The following is a 17,566-nucleotide window of genomic DNA, read 5'->3' as shown; positions in this document are numbered from 1 at the left end:
TGGGACTGGCTACGCGGGGACTGGCTACGCGGGGACTGGCTACGCGGGGACTGGCTACGCGGGGACTGGCTACGCGGGGACTGGCTACGCGGGGACTGGCTACGCGGGGACCGGGCACGCGGGGACCGGCCACGCGGGGACCGGGCACGCGGGGACCGGCCACGCGAGGACCGGTGGCGGTCCTGCGGCACTCACGCCGGCCGCGCCAGGCCGGCCACCGCGAAAACCGCCGGCCACCGGGACCGGCCAGCACGAAACCGCGTCGCCGCGTGAGCCGATGACGGCCTGATCCGGTTCGCCGGGTCGGTGCTGCCGGCCCGAGGTTGGTGCGTGGGCGGTACATCGGCGAAGATCCCTGCATGCGGAGTCGGTTGGGCATCCTGCTCGCGGTCGTGTCCGGCCTGTTCTCGGTGCTGCTGGCGGTCGCGGTCAACGTTGCGACCGGCGGCACGCTGCCCGCCCCGCTCGACGCGGTCGCGTGGCTGGCGTGGCCGGCCGTCGGGGTCCTCGGCGTCGCCGGCGCGGGCCTGGCGTTCTGGCAGCAGCAATCGTCCCAGCCGCCGCCGGGCCCGCCGCCGCCGCTCGCCGGGCCGGTGCCGTCCGAGCTGCCCGCGGCGACGCCGCTGTTCGGCCGGGACGAGGAGGTCGCCGAGATCGTCCGGGTGCTCAGCGGGGAGTCGCCGGTCGTCACCCTCGCCGCCGCGCCCGGCACCGGCAAGACGTCCCTCGCGCTCGGCGCCGCGCACGCGTTGCGGCCGAGGTTCGCCGACGGGCAGCTGTTCGCGACCCTGCGCGGGGCATCCGCCGAGCCGGTCGCGCCCGAGGCGGTCCTCGGCCGGTTCCTCGCCGCGCTCGGCGTGCCCGAGGACGAGCGGCGCGGCGGCACCGAGGAGCTCGCCGCGCGGTTCCGGTCCGCCGTCGCCGACCGGGCCGTCCTGGTCCTGCTCGACGACGCCCGCGACGCGGCCCACGTCGAAGCGCTCCTGCCCGGCGGGGCGCGGTGCGCCACGATCGTCACCAGCCGGCGGCAGCTGACCGGGGTCGCCAACGCGCACGCGGTGCCCCTGGAGGCACTGCCGGAGGACGCCGCCGTCGAGCTGCTCGAGCAGGTCGCCGGCGCCGGGACCGTCCGCCGCGACCCCGAGGGCGCGCGGGCGCTCGTCGCCGCCTGCGCCGGGCTGCCCCTCGCCGTGCTGATCGTCGCGGGCCGGCTCCGCGCGCGTCCACAGTGGACACCGTCGGCGCTCGCGGCGCGCCTCGCCGACGAGCACCGGCGCCTCGACGAGCTCCGGCAGGGCGACCTCGCGGTCCGGTCGACGTTCCAGGCCGCGTACGCCGAACTGTCCGAAGTGGACCGGATGGTGTTCCGGCGGGCCGGGTCGCATCCCGGGCAGGTGTTCACGCTCCGGGCCGCGGCCGCCCGCGCCGGGGTCGGCGTGCCGCAGGCCGAGGAGTCCATGGACCGGCTCGTCGACGCGTTCCTCGTCGAGTCGCCCGGACCCGAACGGTTCCACCTGCACGACCTGCTGCGCCTGTTCGCCGTCGAGACGCTCACCGCGCCGGAGCACGCCGGCGCGGCGCAGCGGCTGCTGACGTGGCTGCGCCTGCACCGCACCGCCGGCGACACCGCCGGGCTGCCCGCGGTCCTCGCCGAAGGGGTCGCCACAGGCTGCGACGACGCCGTGGGCGCGCTCGTCGACGACGTCCACGGGGACATCACCGACCCGTTCGACCGTCTCGCCGTCTGGACCGCCGCCGCGGACGCCGCCGCCGGCGACCCGGTGCGGCGGGCGAGGGCGCTGCGCTGGGTGTCGCACTCGTGGACGCTCGCCGGTGAGGTGCAGCGGGCGCTGCCGCCGGCGGACGAGGCTCTCGAGCTGGCGACCGGCGACCGGTCGGAGACCGCACAGACCCTCCGCCGCCGCGGCGAGGCCCTGCGCGACCTGCACCGCTTCGCCGACTCCGAGGACGCGCTGCTGCGGGCGCTCGACCTGTTCGTCGAGCTGGGTCACGTCGAGGAGGAGGTCGAGGTACGCACGGCGCTCGGCACCCTGTACAACAACTTCCGCCGTCACGAGCTGAGCCTGCCCATGATGGAACGGGCCCGGGAGCTGCTGCCGGCGCGCGAGTCGGTGCAGGGCGGCTGGGTCCGGCTCGTCCTCGGCCTCGCGTACCGCTTCGCCGGGCGGACCGCCGAGGCCGACGCCGTCACCGGCGAGGTGCCCGGCATCGCGGCCCGGGCCGGCGACGACTACCTCCTCGCCTACTACCACCAGGAGATCGCCTGGGCGGCGGAGGGCGAAGGGCGCTGGGACGACGCGGAGGCCGGCTTCACCCAGATGTGGGTGCTCGGCGAACGGGTCGGCAACGGCGCCGCGGTCGCCGGTGCCCTGCTCGGCCTCGGCCAGGTCGCCGAACGCCGCGACGACCTCGCCGCCGCCGTCACCCGCTACCGCGAGAGCGCCGAGCGGTACCACCGCCTCGGCGACCGCGTCCGGGAGGGCGAGGCCAGGCTCCGCGCCGCCACGGTCCTCAACGCGCAGGGCGACCGCGACGCCGCCGTCCGCGAACGCGCCACCGCCGAGGCGCTCATCGGCGACATCGACTTCCCCTGGGGCGAAGGACTGTTGTCCCGGCTGCCCTAAAGGCAATAGCCTGCGCCCCGCCGACGAACGGCCGTCCGCCCGGTCATCGGCCGGACGGCCGCGACGGCCACGTCACGACACCGGTATCTTCGCCATGACCGCCCGGGCGACGCCGACCAGGTTGCGCTCGACCTCGTCGACGCTCCATGGCCTGCTGCCGAGGCCGATGAAGCGGATCTCCACATACAGGTTCTTGTCGTAAATGAACAGGCCGGCCAGAATCTGATTCTTGTTGTTGCCCTGCTCCGAATAGCCCGTCGCCGCGGTGCCCAGTCCGGGGATCGGTCTCTCGACGATCTCGGTGGTGTCCTTGCCTCCCACCCTGCTGTCGTACCTCTCCTTCGCGTGACCGTTGGCGGATACGAAGAGTAGGAGCGTGTTCGGGAGCGTCCTGATCGCGTCCGACACCAGGCCGTAGCGGCAGCCGTCCACATCCCCGCCCAGGTCGGCCGGGAAGATGGCCTTCTCGGGCTCTTTCGACGTCGGTTTTCCGGCCCAGCCTTCGACCTGCGAATCGTCCAACAGCGTGCACCGGTCCGGTGGCGTGCCGTACTGCTTCGAGCTGTTCGTCGTCGCCGGCGGCTCGGTGTCGTCGTCGGTCAGGGCGTACACCCCCACGGCGCACAGGCCCAACATCAGGACCAGCGCCAGGATGCCGCCGACCACGAGCCATCCCCGCCCGCTACGCCGGCGCGGAGCCATGCCGGGCGGCGGCGGACCGGGCTGCGGGTAGTACGGCGGCGGGCCGGCCGGGGGGTATTGCGGGGGTGGTCCGCCGTGAGGGTATGGCCGCGGCTCGGTCATCGAAGCTCCTCATCTCGGTCGTCGAGGGCTGCGGCCGGCACGCGTCCAGCGCCGTTCGTCGGCGATGTTCCGACCCGCCGACACGACTGATCCAAGCCCGACCGCCGGGTCTGTGCGGCGCTCCCGGAGTGCCCACAGGGTAGCGGCGCCGGCACGCCGTTGCCGATGGGTTGAACTGTCGGATGTGCAGCGCTCGGACCCAGCCGGTCGCAGCTGCGCCGCACCGCAGCCGGACGGGACGAAGAGGACATGGACGACGACTGGTCGAGCGACCACGCGCACCTGTACGACGACCTGATCCACGACGATGCGATGGTGCCGCGTCGGCGGACCTCAGTCCGAAGCGCTTTGTGATCGTACGCCTTGTCGGCATGCAGTACTGCCAGGTACAGCGCCGGCCACAGGCCGGCCTTCGGGCAGCACCGCCCGGTCGTCCACCCGCCGCCGACCACCACCCTGCGGCCGCACCGGCGCCGGCGGGATCAACGGCGCAGCGATCTCCCACAGCGCATCAGGCACCAACGCTCCACATCGGACACGGCGAAGATCGAACATCAGCCTTGATCCGCCGTCAGCCCCAAATGACACGCCTCAGGGCCGCAGCAGTTCGGCGACGTCGAGGGCGCGGCTCGGGGTGCCGCCCGAGTCGGCGGTCCACACCGAGGAGAGGACGGCCTTGACGAAGCCCCACGCGGCGAGGCGGTCCTCGGGCTCGCCGAGGGCCGCCGACAGCCGGCGCAGACGGTCCGGGACCAGGTCGACGAGCGCCGGGTCGCGGTCGTCGGGGTGGGGGTTGAACAGGACCGACCCGATCTCGTAGCCGGGGTCGCCGACCAGGCCGTGCGGGTCGATCGCCAGCCACGGGGCGCGGGTGCCGGCCAGGACGTTGTCGTGGTGCAGGTCGCCGTGCAGGACCGCCTCGCGGGACGCGGTCGCGCACAACGACCGCATGAGCGCCGCCGCCTCCCGCACCAGGCCGGCGGGGACGGGACCGCGGTGCCGGTCGAGCGCGCCGGCCTGCGACAGGACGGTCGGGAGCCCGGCGACCGGCGGCACGTGCAGCTGCCGCATCAGGCCGGCGAGGACCTCCGTCGCCTCGGCGTCCCGCGCCGGCACCAGATCGCGCAGGCGGCCGCCCGGACGGACCTGCTCCAGCAGGAGCGCGCCGCGGCCCGGGTCGGCGCGCAGGAGCCGGGCGGCGCCGTGGCCGTCGAACGCGGCGAGGGCGGTCGCCTCGACCTCCAGCTCGAAGCCGACCTTCAGCACCGCCGGTGTCCCGTCGGCCTGCCGCGCCGCGGCGACGTAGTGGAACGTGAGGTCGTAGGGCTCGCCGACGGTGAGGTCCCAGTCCGCGGCCAGCCCGGCGAGCAGGGCGGGCAGGTCCGCCAGCCACCGCTCGCCGGCCGCGCCCCAGACGCCCGTGACGTTGCGGGCCAGGGTGGACGTCAGGATGCGAACCATGCCCGCAGCTGCGCCGCCGCCTGCGCGAGCGCGACCCGGCTCTCGTCGACGGTCCCGGCCATCGCGAAGAACCCGTGGACCATGCCGTCGTAGCGGGCGAGCGTGACGGGGACCGCGTCGTCGGCGAGCCGCTTGGCGTAGCGCTCGCCCTGGTCGCGCAGCGGGTCGTACTCGGCGGTGATGACCAGCGCCGGCGGCAGGCCCTTCAGCGTCTCGGCCCGCAACGGCGACGCGAGCGGGTTCTCCGCGTCGTCGGGGTCGATGAGGTAGTGCTTGCGGTACCAGGCGACCGAGTGGTGGTTGAACAGGTACGGGTCGCTGTTGTCCCGCATCGACTCGTCGTCGGCGAGCTGGTCGGTGTTCGGATACACGAGCAGCTGACCGACGAGCGTGAGGTCGCCGGCCTCCTGCGCGATGAGGGTCGTCGCGGCGGCCAGGTTGCCGCCGGCGCTGTCGCCGCCGACCGCGATGCGGGCCGGGTCGGCACCCAGCGTGGCGGCGTTGGCGGCGACCCACTGCACGGCGGCCCAGCAGTCCTCGATCGACGCCGGGAACGGGTGCTCGGGCGCCAGCCGGTAGCCGGGCACGACGACGAGGCATCCGGCGCTGTTGGCGAGGGTGCGGGCGATCCCGTCGGCGGTGTCGATCGTGCCGAGGACCCAGCCGCCGCCGAAGAAGTAGACGAGGACCGGCAGCGGACCGTCGGCGGCCGGCCGGTACACCCGGACCTGCAGCTGACCGTCGGGGCCGTCGATCGCATGGTCGGTGACCTCGTGGACGGGCTCGGGGTCGCCGCCGCCGGCCTTGATGGAGGCGAGGTCGGCGGCGCGGGCCGCCTGCAGGGTCATCGAGTACAGCGGGGTGGCGCCGTCGCGCTCGCGCTGGTCACGCATCGCCTGCAGCTGCGGGTCGAGTGGCATCTCTAGGCTCCCTGGATCTCACGGGACAGGCGGCGGATCATCTCCGCCGCGGCGATGGCGTGGCTGCGGGCGTTGCCGTGCAGGCCGTCCGCGCCGGTGAGGACACCGCTCCCGGCGGAGGCGGCGGCGATCGACGGGTGCGTGGCGAGGTCGACGTGGACCGTGCCGAGGGCCGCGGCGAGCGCCGCGGCGCGCCGGCCGAGCAGCGTCATCCTGCGGGAGAACGCGGGGCCGAGCCACGCCGGCATTGACGGGTAGTCGGGCATGACGAACAGCGACACGGTGACGACCAGCGCGCCGGCCTCCTGCAGCGGGCGGATCAGCGCGGTCAGGGTCGCGTCGACGGCGTCGGCGCGCGACTCGTAGCCGGGGCGCATCGCGTCGTTGGCGCCGCAGATCACCAGCGCGAGGTCGGGGCGGAACGCCAGCGCCGGGCCCAGCTGCGCCGCCAGGACCTCGGCGGCGCGCAGGTTGCGCCGGCCGAGGTTGAGGTGCGCGAGGCCCGGCCGGTGCCGCTCCAGCTCCACCCGCAGCCGGTCCGGGAACGCCAGCGGATGGTAGCCGTCGACGTGCTCGGTGAGGCCCTCCGCGACGCTGTCACCGAGGATCGCGAACCGGTGCCACGGGTGCCCCCGCAGGAGCTCGGCGGCCTCCCCGGCGGCGAGGCAGAACGGGTCGGACGTCTCGGCGGTCAGCATGCTGTCGGTGCCCATGCAAGCCTTTCGGCTCCTGTCGGTCGTGGCGTGGTTCCGATAGGCTACCGCCTATGGAGCGCCGGTGACACGATCACAGACCGGGCCGGTGCTGACCGCCTCCGACTATCAGCGGCTGGCGCGCGAGCTCGTCGACGCGGACGTCTGGGACTTCATCGAGGGCGGCGCGGAGTCCGAGCGCACCCTGCGGGCCAATGTCGAGGCGTTCGACCGGTTCTGGTTCCGGCCGCGCGTGCTGACCGGGGTGTCCACAGTCGACACCGCGGTGTCCGTGTTCGGCACGACGTTCGCCACGCCGGTCGGGGTCGGGCCCACGGCGTACCATCGCCTCGTCGACGACCAGGGTGAGGTCGCGACCGCGCGTGGTGCGGCGTCCGCGGGCGCGTTGTTCGTGGTGAGCGTGTTCGCCAGCCGGACCCTCGAGGACATCGCCGCCGCCGCGCCGGGCAGCCGTCCCTGGCTGCACCTCTACTGGTTCCGCCACCGCGAGGTGATGACCAGCCTGATCCGGCGGGCCGAGGACGCCGGCTACGGCGCGCTCGTGCTGACCGTCGACGCGCCGCGGATCGGCCGGCGCTGGCGCGACATGCGCAACGGGTTCGCGATCGGCGGTGACGTCGCCGCCGTCAACATCGACGCGGCCGTCATGGCGCTGACGCACCACAGCGACGTCGGCCACTCCGCGATCGCCGAGCACGCCGCCCAGTCCTTCGACGCCGGCATCACCTGGGCCGACCTGGCCTGGCTGCGGTCGCGCACGCGCCTGCCGATCGTGCTCAAGGGCATCCTGACCGGCGAGGACGCGACCCTCGCGGTCGAGCACGGCGCCGACGCGATCGTGGTGTCCAACCACGGCGGCCGCCAGCTCGACGGCGCCGTCGCCAGCCTCGACGCGCTGCCCGAGGTCGCCGCCGCGACCGCCGGCGCGGTGCCGGTGCTGTTCGACGGCGGGGTCCGCCGCGGCACCGACGCGCTCATCGCCCTCGCCCTCGGCGCCCGCATGGTGCTCCTGGGCCGGCCGGCGCTGTGGGGGCTCGCGGCCGGCGGCGCCGACGGGGTCGAAGGGGTGCTGCGCACGACGACCGACGAGCTGGCGCACGCGATGGCGCTCGCCGGCCGCCCGGGCGTCGCGAGCCTCGACGGGTCGGTGCTGCGAGCCAGGCCATGGGCGCGAGCAGAAGGCGAGCTGTGATGGTGGAGCTGTCCCGCGAGGCGTTGCACGTGTCGGTCTCCGACCCGGTGTCCGCCTCGATGAACTTCCTCAACGAGGTCGCCAGCCGCTTCCCGGACGCGATCGCGCTGGCCGCGGGCCGTCCGTTCGACGAGTTCCACTCCGCCGCCGACGTCGACAAGCACCTGCAGGCGTATCTCGCGCACCTGCAGGAGCGGGGCGTCACGGCTGCGCAGAGCCGGGTGATGCTGACCCAGTACGGGCGGACCAACGGCCACATCGGCGGGCTCATCGCCCGGATGCTCGACGTCGACGAGGACATCCGGGTCCCGGACGAGGCGGTCATGGTGACCGCCGGCTGCCAGGAGGCGATGATCATCGCCCTGCGCGGCCTGTGCGCCGGTCCCGGCGACGTCGTCCTGGCCGCCGAGCCCTGCTACGTCGGGTTCACCGGTGCCGCCCGGATCCTGGGCATCGACGTCGTGCCGGTGCCCGAGTCGCCGGACGGGCTGCGCCCCTCGACGGTGCGGGAGGTCGCCGCGGCGGTCCGGGCCGGCGGGCGTACCCCGAAAGCCCTCTACCTGGTGCCGAACTTCGCGAACCCGTCGGGCGTGTCGCTGCCGGTGGCGACCCGCCGCGAGCTGCTGGACGTCGCCGACGAGGCGGACCTGCTGATCCTGGAGGACGACCCGTACGGGCTGTTCGGCCTCGACGACGAGCCCCGCCCGACGCTGAAGTCCCTGGACACCCGGCACCGGGTCATCTACCTGGGTTCGTTCGCCAAGTCGTACTTCCCGGGGGTGCGGGTCGGGTTCCTCGTCGCGGACCAGCCGGTCGTCGACGCCGCCGGCCGGCGCACGCTGCTGGCCGAGGAGCTGTCGACGGTGAAGAGCATGCTCACCGTCAACACGTCCGCGCTGTCCCAGGCCGTGGTCGGCGGGATGCTGCTGGACAGCGGCTTCAGCCTGCGCACCGCGAACGCCTCGAAGATCAGCTTCTACCGGCGCAACCTGCGCACGCTGCTCGGCGCGCTCGAGACGCATCTCGGCGGTGGGCAGGTGCGGTGGAACAGCCCCAGCGGCGGGTTCTTCGTCGTGGTGGACGTGCCGGTCGACGCGTCCGAGGAGCTGCTCGAGGTCTCCGCGCGGGAGCACGGTGTCCTGTGGACGCCGATGCGGTTCTTCTACTTCGGTGGCGGCGGCAGCCACCAGATCCGCCTGTCGTGCAGTGCCCTGGAGCCGGCGCAGATCGAGGAGGGCGTCCGCCGGTTCGCCGGTCTTCTGGCCGCGGCATGAGCCTCGACGCCGTCGACGTGTGGCTGGCCGACGCCCGGGTGCCGGACCCGGCGCTGCCCGACATGCTGGCGCTGCTGGACGACGACGAGCGGCACCGGCACGCGTCGATCGTGCACGCCATCGACCGGCGCCGGTTCGTCGTGGCGCACGCGGTCACCCGGCGGATCGTCGGTGCGGTCCTCGACGCGCCGCCGAGCGGGCTGCGCTGGGCGCACAACCCCAACGGCAAGCCGGCGCTGTGTGGGCGGTACACCGGCGTCGAGGTCAACCTGTCGCACTCCGGCGACCTGGTGATGGTGGCCGTGTCGGCGCGCCGGCCCGTCGGGGTCGATCTGCAGCGGGTCGTGCCGACGCTGGACTGCGCCGCGATGGCCCGCCGCTTCTACCCGCCCGCCGAGGCCGCGGACGTCGCCGGCGGCGGCGGGCACGAGCTGTTCGCCGAGCTGTGGGCGCGCAAGGAGTCCCTGGTGAAGGCCGCCGGGGCGCGGCTCACGCGGGGGCTGGCCACGCCGGTCGCCGGCCCGGCGCCGGTGGTGGCCGAGCACGACGGACCGTTCCGGATCGAGGACCTCGAGGCCCCGGAGGGCTTCCGGGCCGCGGTCGCCCTCGCGGGCGAGAGACCCTTCACCGTCAACCAGCACGCCTACGCGTAGCGGCGGTTCAGCCGAACGCGGCCACGCACAGGTAGCCCAGGCCGGGGTCGTGGTCGGCGACCGCGACCCGCCCCGACGCGGCCAGGTCGAGGCCGGCGAGGGACTCCCACACGCCGGTCATCGGCTGGGCCGGGTCGGCGAGGACGACCCGGTCGGCCTTCACGTCCTCGGCGTACTGCGCCAGCCCGCCGCCCAGGATCACGGTCGTGGCGTCCAGCCCGTCGAGCGCGTCCAGCGACGCGGACGCGCCGGGCAGCACGGTCACCGACGTCAGGGCAGCGGCGGCGGCCGCGTCGAGGTGCAGCGCGACCGCCGCGTGCTCGGCGGGCAGGGCGACCGGCACGCCCGGGTCGTAGGGCAGGTCGGCCTGTTCGACGGTGATGAGCAGCGCCCGCGGATGGGTCGCGGCGTACGTGCGGATCAGCGACAGCGCCGTGAACGCCGCGGCGCGGCCCTGGTCGGACACCGCGAACGACATCGGCAGGCCGGGGCAGACGTGCGTCAGGTACGTGCTGACCGCCCGCCCCGGTGAGATGTCCGGCACGTCGTAGGCGAGCACCAGCAGGTCGACCGGCGAGGACGGCAGGAGCTCCGCGGCCATCTCGCCGTAGGACTGGCCGCGGACCGGGTCGAGCGCGCCGGGGGTCAGCGTGAGGTCGTGCGGGGACAGCAGGTCCGTCAGGTACGCCGACAGGCGCGCGGCGTGCCCGGTGTCCGCGGCGAGCGCGGCCGGGGACGGGAACCGGCGCGACTCGGCGCGCCGGAGGCCCCAGCGGTCATCGTCGGGCATGCTCACTCTTCCGGGAGCAGGTTTCCGGCGACGTAGTCGGCGAGGCTGCCGACCGTCTCGAAGTTGTCGCGGCCCATGTCCTCGACGCTGATCTCCCGCTCCAGCTTGTCCTCCAGCTCCAGGACGAGCTCGAGACCGGTGGTGGAGCTCATGCCGAGGTCGTCCATGAGCGTGGTGGTCTCCGACGCGCCGGTGACCTCCCGCTTCAGCACCCGGGGCAGCAGCTCGCAGATCGTGTCGACGACCTGCTGGCGCAGGTCCGGGTCGATGGTGGTGGTGTCGCTCATCGGAAATCCCTTTCGGACGGAGAATGTCAGTGTTCGAAGACCATGGCGGAGAAGGTCGCGCCGCGGCCCGCGCCGGCGGCGGCGATGACGTAGCGGTCGCCGGGCCGCAGCAGCCCGCGTTGCACGGCGGTGCGGTGGTTGAGGAACGCGTCGGCGCAGAAGACGTGACCGTAGTCGGCGACGTGATCGAGCAGGACCTGGTCGAGGGGGTAGCCGATCCGCTTGCAGACGCGCTGCCAGGCGACCACGTTCACGTTGTGCGGCAGGATCAGCGCGATGTCGCCCAGGGTGAGCCCGGCGCGTGCGACGGCGCCGGTGACGGCCGCGCCGAGCGCGTCGTGGTAGATGCGCTGGAACTCCCCGGCGACCTCCTCCAGCTCGCCGTCGAACTCGCCGCGCAGGTCCGCGACGTAGGACAGCTGACGGTCCCGCGGGCCGTCGGTGGCCACCAGACACGCGGCGGCGCCCTCGCCGAACATCGAGGTCTCCGGCACGAAACGGGCCTCGCCGGTGAACGCCTTCTCCCCGGTGAGGATCAGGGCGAGCGAACCCTCCGGCGCGGTGGCGAGGAGCCGTCCGGCGAGGTCGACGGCGAGCAGCCCGGACGCGCACGCGTGGTGCCCCACGGCGAAGACCGAGGCGTGCGACAGCCCGAACGACCGGCACACCTCGTGCGCCGGGTTCAGCGGGTAGGGGACCACGCCGGGGAACGTCCGGGCGTAGAGCACGAACCGGACCCGGGCGGTCTGCTCCGTGGTGAGCCGCAGGTCGGCGACCGCCAGGCGCAGCAGGTCGGTGAGGGACGTGTCCGGCGCCTGCGCGGCGGAGCCGAGCTTGTGGTAGCGCCGGAACACCCGCAGCTGCATCGGCGTCAGCTCGAACTCCTCGGCGAGCGACTCGATCGGGACACGGCCCGCCGGCACGTGGGTGCCGACGGCGACGAGAGCGGTCACGCGGTCTCCTTTTCCAGTGCCGTCAGCGCCTGCTGTACCGCGAGCGCCTCGATCGACCGGGCGAGGGCCTCGACCCGGGCCGGTGGTGTGCGCCACGTGTCGGTGAACCAGGTCAGCCGGAAGATGCCGGGTTCGTCGTCGACGTCGATGTTCAGCGGGTCGTAGGGGTCGTCCTGCGCGACGGTCCAGCGGAACTCGCCGGGCGCGGCCGCGCGGACCTGCCCGGCGGTCGGCTTGTCGCCGGGGAACATCTGCCGGCTGACGGTCCGCCGGTCGTTGAACCAGATCCCCGCGTCCAGGTCGAGGCCCAGGTCGGCCTCGAGCGTCCCGGCCAGCGCGGCCACCGCGGCGGGGTCGTGGTAGGCCCACTTGTAGGCGAGCATCGCCGCGATCCCGGTCCGGCGCATCGCCTCGTCGAAGTCCAGGCCGGCGACGTCGGCGACGCAGATGCCGTGCTGGGCCACCATCGCGACGACGTCGCCGAGGCCGCGGCGGAAGCGGTTGTCCACCATCGGCCGGATGATCGCCGGCCGGTCCCGCTCGGCGACGGCCAGCGCCAGGCACGTCATCAGCACCTGCGACGTGTCGATGTCGGCGACCACGGAGACGGCGTGGGTCGCGGTGTACAGCGCCGCCGACGTGAACTCGCCCCGGTGCCACCGCGGCCCCTCGCGCGGGACCGGCGGCGCGGCGGGCGGCAGCTGCCGCAGCATCCTGTCCCAGTGCCGCAGCGCCTTGTCCGCCTGTTTGCGCCCGTCCGGCGACGCCTGCCAGCGCGCCTGCTCCAGCGGCTGCATCCCGGTGGTCGGACCGGGTTCGGCCGAGTCGGATCCGGCTCTGCCGGCGGCGCCGCGGGCGGCCACCTCGCGGAGCATGAGCAGCCCGCCGAAGCCGTCCGTGACCAGGTGGCAGGTGACGGTGGACAGGTAGGCGGGTGAGCCGCCGACCCGCACGACCCCCATCCGCACCGGCCACTCCTCGGCGAAGTCGTACGGCACGGCCCGGTAGTGCGCGTCGACCGCCGCGGTGAAGCCGGCCGGGTCGGCGCCGTCGGGCACGTCGAACACGTCGAGCCCGATCGTGCCCCACGCGGCCACCGACTGCACCGGCGTCCCGCCGGCGTCGAAGCGGAGCCTGGTGCGGAACGTGGGGTACCGCCGCATCGCCCAGCGCAAATCGTCGGCGACGTCGTCGAGGGTGGTGCCGGGCTCCAGGGGCGCCCAGCCGCCGATGGGCAGCCAGGAGCGCTGGCGGACGATGTCCTGCCAGATCGACAGCTGTCCCCAGGACAGCGGCCCGAGCCCGGCCCCGTCGCCGTCGAACCGCACCGGAATCCGTTCCGTGGCGGCGATCGCGGCGGCGGGGGCCGGAAGGTACGTGTCAGGCATTCGCCATCTCGGCCAGGTGCCGCTGCCGCATCAGGAACTTGCGGACCTTGCCGGTGGGGCCGGTCACGATGTTCTCGTCGGGGAACACGACGACCTTGCGCAGGGTCGCCGCGACGGCCGGGCTGAGCGCGGCGGTGACCGCGTCGGTGTGGTCGGCGGCCGGGTCGGCGCTCTCGTGCAGCGACAGCAGCACGTCGGACACGACGCCGGCGTCGGTCTGGAACGACACGATCGTGCAGTCCCGTACGTCCGGCACGGCCCGCAGGATCTGCTCCTCCGACATCGCGGTGTAGAGCCAGTTGCCGTCGCCGAGGTCGACCGAGTCGACGGCCCGGTCGACGTGGTAGTAGTAGCCCTCCTCGTCGCGGAACATCAGGTCGCCGGTGAGGTAGTAGCCGCCCAGGCGGTTCCGGTACGTGTTGACGTGGTCGTTCCAGTAGCCGGGCGCCAGCGTGGGGGACTTGAGGCCGAAGTGCCCGACCCGCCCGACGGGGACCTCCTCGCCGGTGGCGGTGTCCAGCAGCGCCACGTCGGCGAAGATGTGCGGCACGCCGACGCACCGGCCGTAGCGCTCGGTGTCGGGGCCGTGCGTGATGTGGAAGGCGGAGTGCCCCATCTCGGTCGAGCCGAGCCCGTCGACGAAGCTCGACCCCTTGACCCGCTGCACGACGGCGCGGCCCTCGGCGGAGCGCACGACCGTGTTGCGGCTGCCGACGTTGACGAGGTTGCGGATGTGCGGCTCGTGCGCGCAGTCGCCGGTGTTGAACCACAGCGCGACCGAGTCCATGTCGTGCTGCTCCAGGTCGAAGCGGGCCAGCTCCGACCAGGTGACCGCGAAGCCGAAGACGCCGGTCGGCTTCCACTGCTCGATCGCGTCCAGGACCGCGCCGCCGTCGCTCTGCTGCGACAGGAACAGCAGCTCGGAGCGGTTGCTCAGGGCGTGGTTGATGGTCATGATGCCCGCCGCGTGCGGGGCCGGCAGGGCACTGAGGATCCGCTCGGTGCCCTGGGCCCTGGGTCCGCTCAGCCGGATCTTGCGGGTGGCGTGGAACAGGCTGGCGTGCGAGTGCACGACGGCGGTCGGCATGCGGGTGGTGCCGGACGAGTGGGTGATGGCGATCGGGTCGTCGGCGTGCAGCTTGAACGGCGCGGGCGCCGCCGCCGGGTCGCCGGTGCCGGTGTCGGCCGCGTCGATGACGGGGATGCCGACGTCGTGGCCGGTGAGCCGCTCGATGTGGGCGGCGTCGGTGATGAGCGCGGTCGCCCGCAGCTTGGCGATGTATGCCGCGGCGATGTCCCCGGCGATGTTCGGGTTCATCAGCGCGGGGATCGCGCCGAGCCAGACCAGGCCCATCCAGTTGAGGAAGCAGTCGGCGCTGCTGGTCACGTAGATCGCGACCGGGTCGCGGCGGCCGATGCCGTTGGCCTTGAGCCACGCGGCCCGGGCCGCGGCGCGGTCGCGCAGCTCGCCGAGGGTGAGTCCCTTCCAGGCGGGGAAGCCGTCGACCTCGACGTCGAACGCGATGCCGGGCCCGGACAGGTCGGCGCCGTGCTCGATGAGCTTGTGCAGCACGTTGCCGGCACCGACGTCGGGGTCGGCGGCGAGCGCCGCCCGGATGCTCGTGGACGCCATGGGTCTACTCCTCGGTATCGGTGACGGTCGAATGCCCGGTCGCGGTCGAAAACTCGGTCGCGGGCGGAAAGGACAGCTTGAAGACCTGCTCGACCGCGGTGCGGATCTGCGCGCGGGTGGGCTGCAGCGCCAGGTCCAGCTCGCGGGCGAAGGGCAGCACGGCCCCGTCGGGGCGGGTGATGCGCTTCGGCGGTGCGATGAGACGCATCTGCTCCGCGGCGGTCGCCAGGATCTCCCCGCCGATGCCGCAGGAGCGGTTGGAGTCGTCGACGACGACGAGCCGGCCGGTGCGTTCCAGCGACGCGGCGAGCCCGTTCCAGTCGAAGGGGTGCAGGGTCCGCGGGTCGAACACCTCCACCGAGATCGTGCCGGCGAGCTCCTCGGCGACGGCGAGGGCGTCGTGGACGAGGTGGCCGACCGCGACGACCGTCACGTCGTCGCCGGGCCGGTGGACGCGCCCGACACCCAGCGGCACCGGCGCGAGGGTGGCGAAGTCGACGTCGTCGCGGACGCCGATGGCGCCGGCCGGGGCGAAGACGATGACCGGGTCGTCGTCGCGGATCGCGGTCAGCAGCAGCCCGTAGGCGTCGGCGGGGGTCGCCGGGACGACCGTCTTCACGCCGACGTGGGCGAAGAGGCTGTAGGGGTGGTCGGAGTGCTGCCCGGCCCAGCCGCCGCGGGAGCCGGAGCTCGGCAGCAGGTAGGTGACGGGGACGTTGACCTGCCCGCCGGTCATGAGCGAGAACTTGTGGGCCTGGTTGGCGATCTGCTCGAACGCGAGGAACAGCAGCGCCGGGATCTGGAACTCGATCACGGGGCGCTGGCCGGCCATCGCGGCGCCGGTCGCGAAGCTGGTGAACGCCTGCTCCGAGATCGGCATGTCGACGACCCGTTCGGGACCGAACTTCTTGAGCAGGCCGGTGGTGACGTTGCTGACCGCGACGCCGACGTCCTCGCCGAACACGCACACGCTCGGGTCGGCGGCCATCTCGGTCGTCAGGGCCCGGTTGAGTGCCTTGAGGTATGACAGGTTCGGCATCAGGAGACCCCCGCCCTGGCCCGCAGGCCGTCCGCGTACAAGTGGTCCAGCGCGCCCGCCGGATCCGGCGCCGGGCTGTCGACGGCGAACCGGACGGCCTCGTCGAGCAACGCCTCGATCTCCGCGTCGATGCGCTCCCGCTCGGCGTCCGGGATGCGGGACCCCTGCAGGGCCACCGGGTCCGCGCGCATGCCGAGGGCGACCTCGTCGTCGGTGCGGTACCGCGGCCGCGCCGCGTGCTCCCACGTGTGGTGGGCGTCGAAGCGGTAGGCGACGCACTCGATGAGCGACGGCCCGCCGCCGGAGCGGGCCCGCTCGACGGCCTCCCGGGCGGCGGCGAGCACCGCCTCGGGGTCGCTGCCGTCCACTGTGGACGCCGGGATGCCGAACGCCTCGGCCCGTCCGGTGATCGTGCCGGCCACCGCCTGCTCGACGCGGGTGGTGGTGGCGAAGCCGTTGTTCTCGCAGACGAGGACGACGGGGACCTTCCACAGCGACGCGAGGTTCATGGTCTCCAGCACGACGCCCTGGCTGACGGCGCCGTCGCCGAAGTAGGTGACGGCGACGAGGTCCTTGCCGGCCCGCCGGGCCGCCCACGCGGCGCCGGTGGCGATCGGCACGGCGGCGCCGACGATCGCGTTCGCGCCGAGGATGCCGAGGCTGAAGTCGGCGGCGTGCATCGAGCCGCCACGGCCGCGGTTGAGACCGGTGGCCCGGCCCGTCAGCTCGGCGAGCATCCGGGCCGGGTCGGCGCCTTTGGCCAGGACGTGCCCGTGGCCGCGGTGGGTGCTGGTGATGACGTCGCCGGGGCGCAGCGCGGCGCAGGTGCCCGCCGCGATCGCCTCCTGCCCCAGGTACGGGTGGATCCCGCCGACGATCGTGCCGTCCCTGACGAGTTCGATGGCACGCTCTTCGAACCGTCTGATCAGGCGGACCGTCCGGTACAGCCCGGCGGCGTCAGTCACGTGGTGCTCCCTATTCGTGAAACGGCGGATCAGGCCGCGAGGACCTTCTCGTCGATCTTGGCGAGGATCCCGCTCCAGAGCTTGGCGCGGGCGGCGAGCGCGAGGTTGATGGTCTCCACGCACTCGTTCCACTTGTTCTCGTCGTCGCCGCACAGGTCGGTGACCATCTGCATGGCCATCGGCGTGTGGAACTCGCCGTCGACCTCGATGTGCCGCTCCAGGTAGTCGACGAACGTGCCGAGCTGCCCGCCCTGCTCGTTGACCTTCACGACCTGCTGGAACATGTCCGGGATCAGGTCCTCGCGGCCGAAGGCGAACGCGGCGGCCTGGCAGTGGATCGGCGCCGTGTCGATGAGGTGCCAGGTGAGCCCGACGAACTCCGCCGACGCCTCCGGCACGCCCGCGGCGGCCATCGCGGCCGGCACCGGCGTCTTGTCCCGCAGCAGCGAGATGAAGGTGTCGATGACGGTCGTGTCGGCGCCTGCCTCGCGCATGCCCATCAGGTACAGCTCGAAGTGGCTGATGAAGCCGCCGCGCAGCTCGTCGCTCTCCTCGACCAGCACGATGTCGTTGATGAGCCGCCGGCTGCCGGTCGGCCCCGTCGGGATCCACGGCACCTCGACGCAGGTGAGGTTGCGCTGCAACGACTTCAGCAGCGACATGAAGTCCCACACGGCGAAGACGTGGTGCTCCAGGAACGTCTGGATCGCCGGCAGGCCGTCCAGGCGGGCGTACATGGGGTGCGAGACGACCTCGGTGCGGGCGTCGGCGATCAGCGCCTCCAGCCGGTCGATGCCGGGGTGTCGCTGGCCCCAGTCGTAACGGGACATGTGATTCCTCCTGAAGGGT

Annotated in this window: 15 protein-coding genes and 1 pseudogene; 4 read left to right on the top strand and 12 right to left on the bottom strand. The window is 73.5% G+C overall.

All coding sequences use genetic code 11. The features are described from left to right. Positions 1 to 359: 359 nt before the first annotated feature. Positions 360 to 2,645, top strand: a complete 2,286-nt coding sequence (locus tag ACZ6TV_RS34465; RefSeq protein WP_465301879.1) for an ATP-binding protein — start codon at positions 360 to 362, stop codon at positions 2,643 to 2,645. A 72-nt stretch (positions 2,646 to 2,717) separates the two neighbouring features. On the opposite strand, the gene ACZ6TV_RS34460 is transcribed toward ACZ6TV_RS34465, so the two are convergent. From ACZ6TV_RS34460 to ACZ6TV_RS34445, 4 genes are all read right to left on the bottom strand, one after another. Beyond that, positions 2,718 to 3,311 (bottom strand): hypothetical protein, encoded by a 594-nt coding sequence (locus ACZ6TV_RS34460; protein ID WP_465301877.1) that lies wholly within the window; start codon positions 3,309 to 3,311, stop codon positions 2,718 to 2,720. A 729-nt stretch (positions 3,312 to 4,040) separates the two neighbouring features. Continuing rightward, positions 4,041 to 4,910: an aminoglycoside phosphotransferase family protein gene (locus tag ACZ6TV_RS34455; RefSeq protein WP_465301875.1), complete on the bottom strand. Its 870-nt coding sequence runs from the start codon at positions 4,908 to 4,910 to the stop codon at positions 4,041 to 4,043. Further along, entirely contained in the window at positions 4,895 to 5,830 is a 936-nt protein-coding gene (locus ACZ6TV_RS34450; protein ID WP_465301873.1) for an alpha/beta hydrolase, read from the bottom strand. Before ACZ6TV_RS34450 ends, ACZ6TV_RS34455 begins: the two co-directional genes overlap by 16 nt. Before the next feature lie 2 nt (positions 5,831 to 5,832). Beyond that, positions 5,833 to 6,543, bottom strand: a complete 711-nt coding sequence (locus tag ACZ6TV_RS34445) for an SGNH/GDSL hydrolase family protein (RefSeq protein ID WP_465301871.1) — start codon at positions 6,541 to 6,543, stop codon at positions 5,833 to 5,835. 64 nt (positions 6,544 to 6,607) lie between these two features. Between ACZ6TV_RS34445 and ACZ6TV_RS34440 the strand changes: the two genes are divergently transcribed. Genes ACZ6TV_RS34440 through ACZ6TV_RS34430 form a run of 3 tightly spaced genes read left to right on the top strand, consistent with a single transcriptional unit; the run spans position 6,608 to position 9,662 of the window. After that, positions 6,608 to 7,735 carry an alpha-hydroxy acid oxidase gene (locus ACZ6TV_RS34440; protein WP_465301869.1) on the top strand — a complete coding sequence of 376 codons (1,128 nt, stop codon included), beginning with the start codon at positions 6,608 to 6,610 and terminating at the stop codon, positions 7,733 to 7,735. Beyond that, entirely contained in the window at positions 7,735 to 9,009 is a 1,275-nt protein-coding gene (locus tag ACZ6TV_RS34435) for an aminotransferase-like domain-containing protein (RefSeq protein WP_465301867.1), read from the top strand. The genes ACZ6TV_RS34440 and ACZ6TV_RS34435 overlap by 1 nt, the downstream gene beginning before the upstream one ends. Next, positions 9,006 to 9,662 (top strand): 4'-phosphopantetheinyl transferase family protein, encoded by a 657-nt coding sequence (locus tag ACZ6TV_RS34430; protein WP_465301865.1) that lies wholly within the window; start codon positions 9,006 to 9,008, stop codon positions 9,660 to 9,662. The genes ACZ6TV_RS34435 and ACZ6TV_RS34430 overlap by 4 nt, the downstream gene beginning before the upstream one ends. Positions 9,663 to 9,669: 7 nt before the next feature. Here the strand turns inward: ACZ6TV_RS34430 and ACZ6TV_RS34425 are convergent, their stop codons facing one another. From ACZ6TV_RS34425 to ACZ6TV_RS34390, 8 genes and pseudogenes are all read right to left on the bottom strand, one after another. Beyond that, positions 9,670 to 10,452: a 2-hydroxy-acid oxidase gene (locus tag ACZ6TV_RS34425; protein WP_465301863.1), complete on the bottom strand. Its 783-nt coding sequence runs from the start codon at positions 10,450 to 10,452 to the stop codon at positions 9,670 to 9,672. 2 nt (positions 10,453 to 10,454) lie between these two features. Next, complete coding sequence (locus ACZ6TV_RS34420; RefSeq protein ID WP_344502406.1) at positions 10,455 to 10,739, bottom strand: acyl carrier protein; 285 nt, start codon at positions 10,737 to 10,739, stop codon at positions 10,455 to 10,457. A 26-nt stretch (positions 10,740 to 10,765) separates the two neighbouring features. Further along, the gene (locus ACZ6TV_RS34415; protein ID WP_465301861.1) at positions 10,766 to 11,692 is read right to left on the bottom strand and encodes a 3-oxoacyl-[acyl-carrier-protein] synthase III C-terminal domain-containing protein; all 927 of its coding nucleotides are present in this window, start codon (positions 11,690 to 11,692) and stop codon (positions 10,766 to 10,768) included. Continuing rightward, complete coding sequence (locus tag ACZ6TV_RS34410) at positions 11,689 to 13,080, bottom strand: condensation domain-containing protein (RefSeq protein ID WP_465301859.1); 1,392 nt, start codon at positions 13,078 to 13,080, stop codon at positions 11,689 to 11,691. Before ACZ6TV_RS34410 ends, ACZ6TV_RS34415 begins: the two co-directional genes overlap by 4 nt. After that, on the bottom strand, positions 13,073 to 14,713 hold the full coding sequence (locus ACZ6TV_RS34405; RefSeq protein ID WP_465301857.1) for a class I adenylate-forming enzyme family protein: 1,641 nt from the start codon (positions 14,711 to 14,713) through the stop codon (positions 13,073 to 13,075). Before ACZ6TV_RS34405 ends, ACZ6TV_RS34410 begins: the two co-directional genes overlap by 8 nt. A 76-nt stretch (positions 14,714 to 14,789) precedes the next feature. Continuing rightward, positions 14,790 to 15,752 (bottom strand): annotated as a pseudogene (locus tag ACZ6TV_RS34400) (alpha-ketoacid dehydrogenase subunit beta); the annotation flags it as partial. Continuing rightward, on the bottom strand, positions 15,752 to 16,717 hold the full coding sequence (locus tag ACZ6TV_RS34395; protein ID WP_465301855.1) for a thiamine pyrophosphate-dependent dehydrogenase E1 component subunit alpha: 966 nt from the start codon (positions 16,715 to 16,717) through the stop codon (positions 15,752 to 15,754). The gene ACZ6TV_RS34395 and the pseudogene ACZ6TV_RS34400, both read right to left, overlap by 1 nt. Positions 16,718 to 16,746: 29 nt before the next feature. Continuing rightward, entirely contained in the window at positions 16,747 to 17,547 is an 801-nt protein-coding gene (locus tag ACZ6TV_RS34390; RefSeq protein WP_465301853.1) for a DUF3050 domain-containing protein, read from the bottom strand. Positions 17,548 to 17,566 lie beyond the last annotated feature (19 nt).

The sequence above is a fragment of the Dactylosporangium sp. NPDC051087 genome (assembly GCF_055586325.1).
This window is presented reverse-complemented; position numbering and strand designations above follow the sequence as displayed.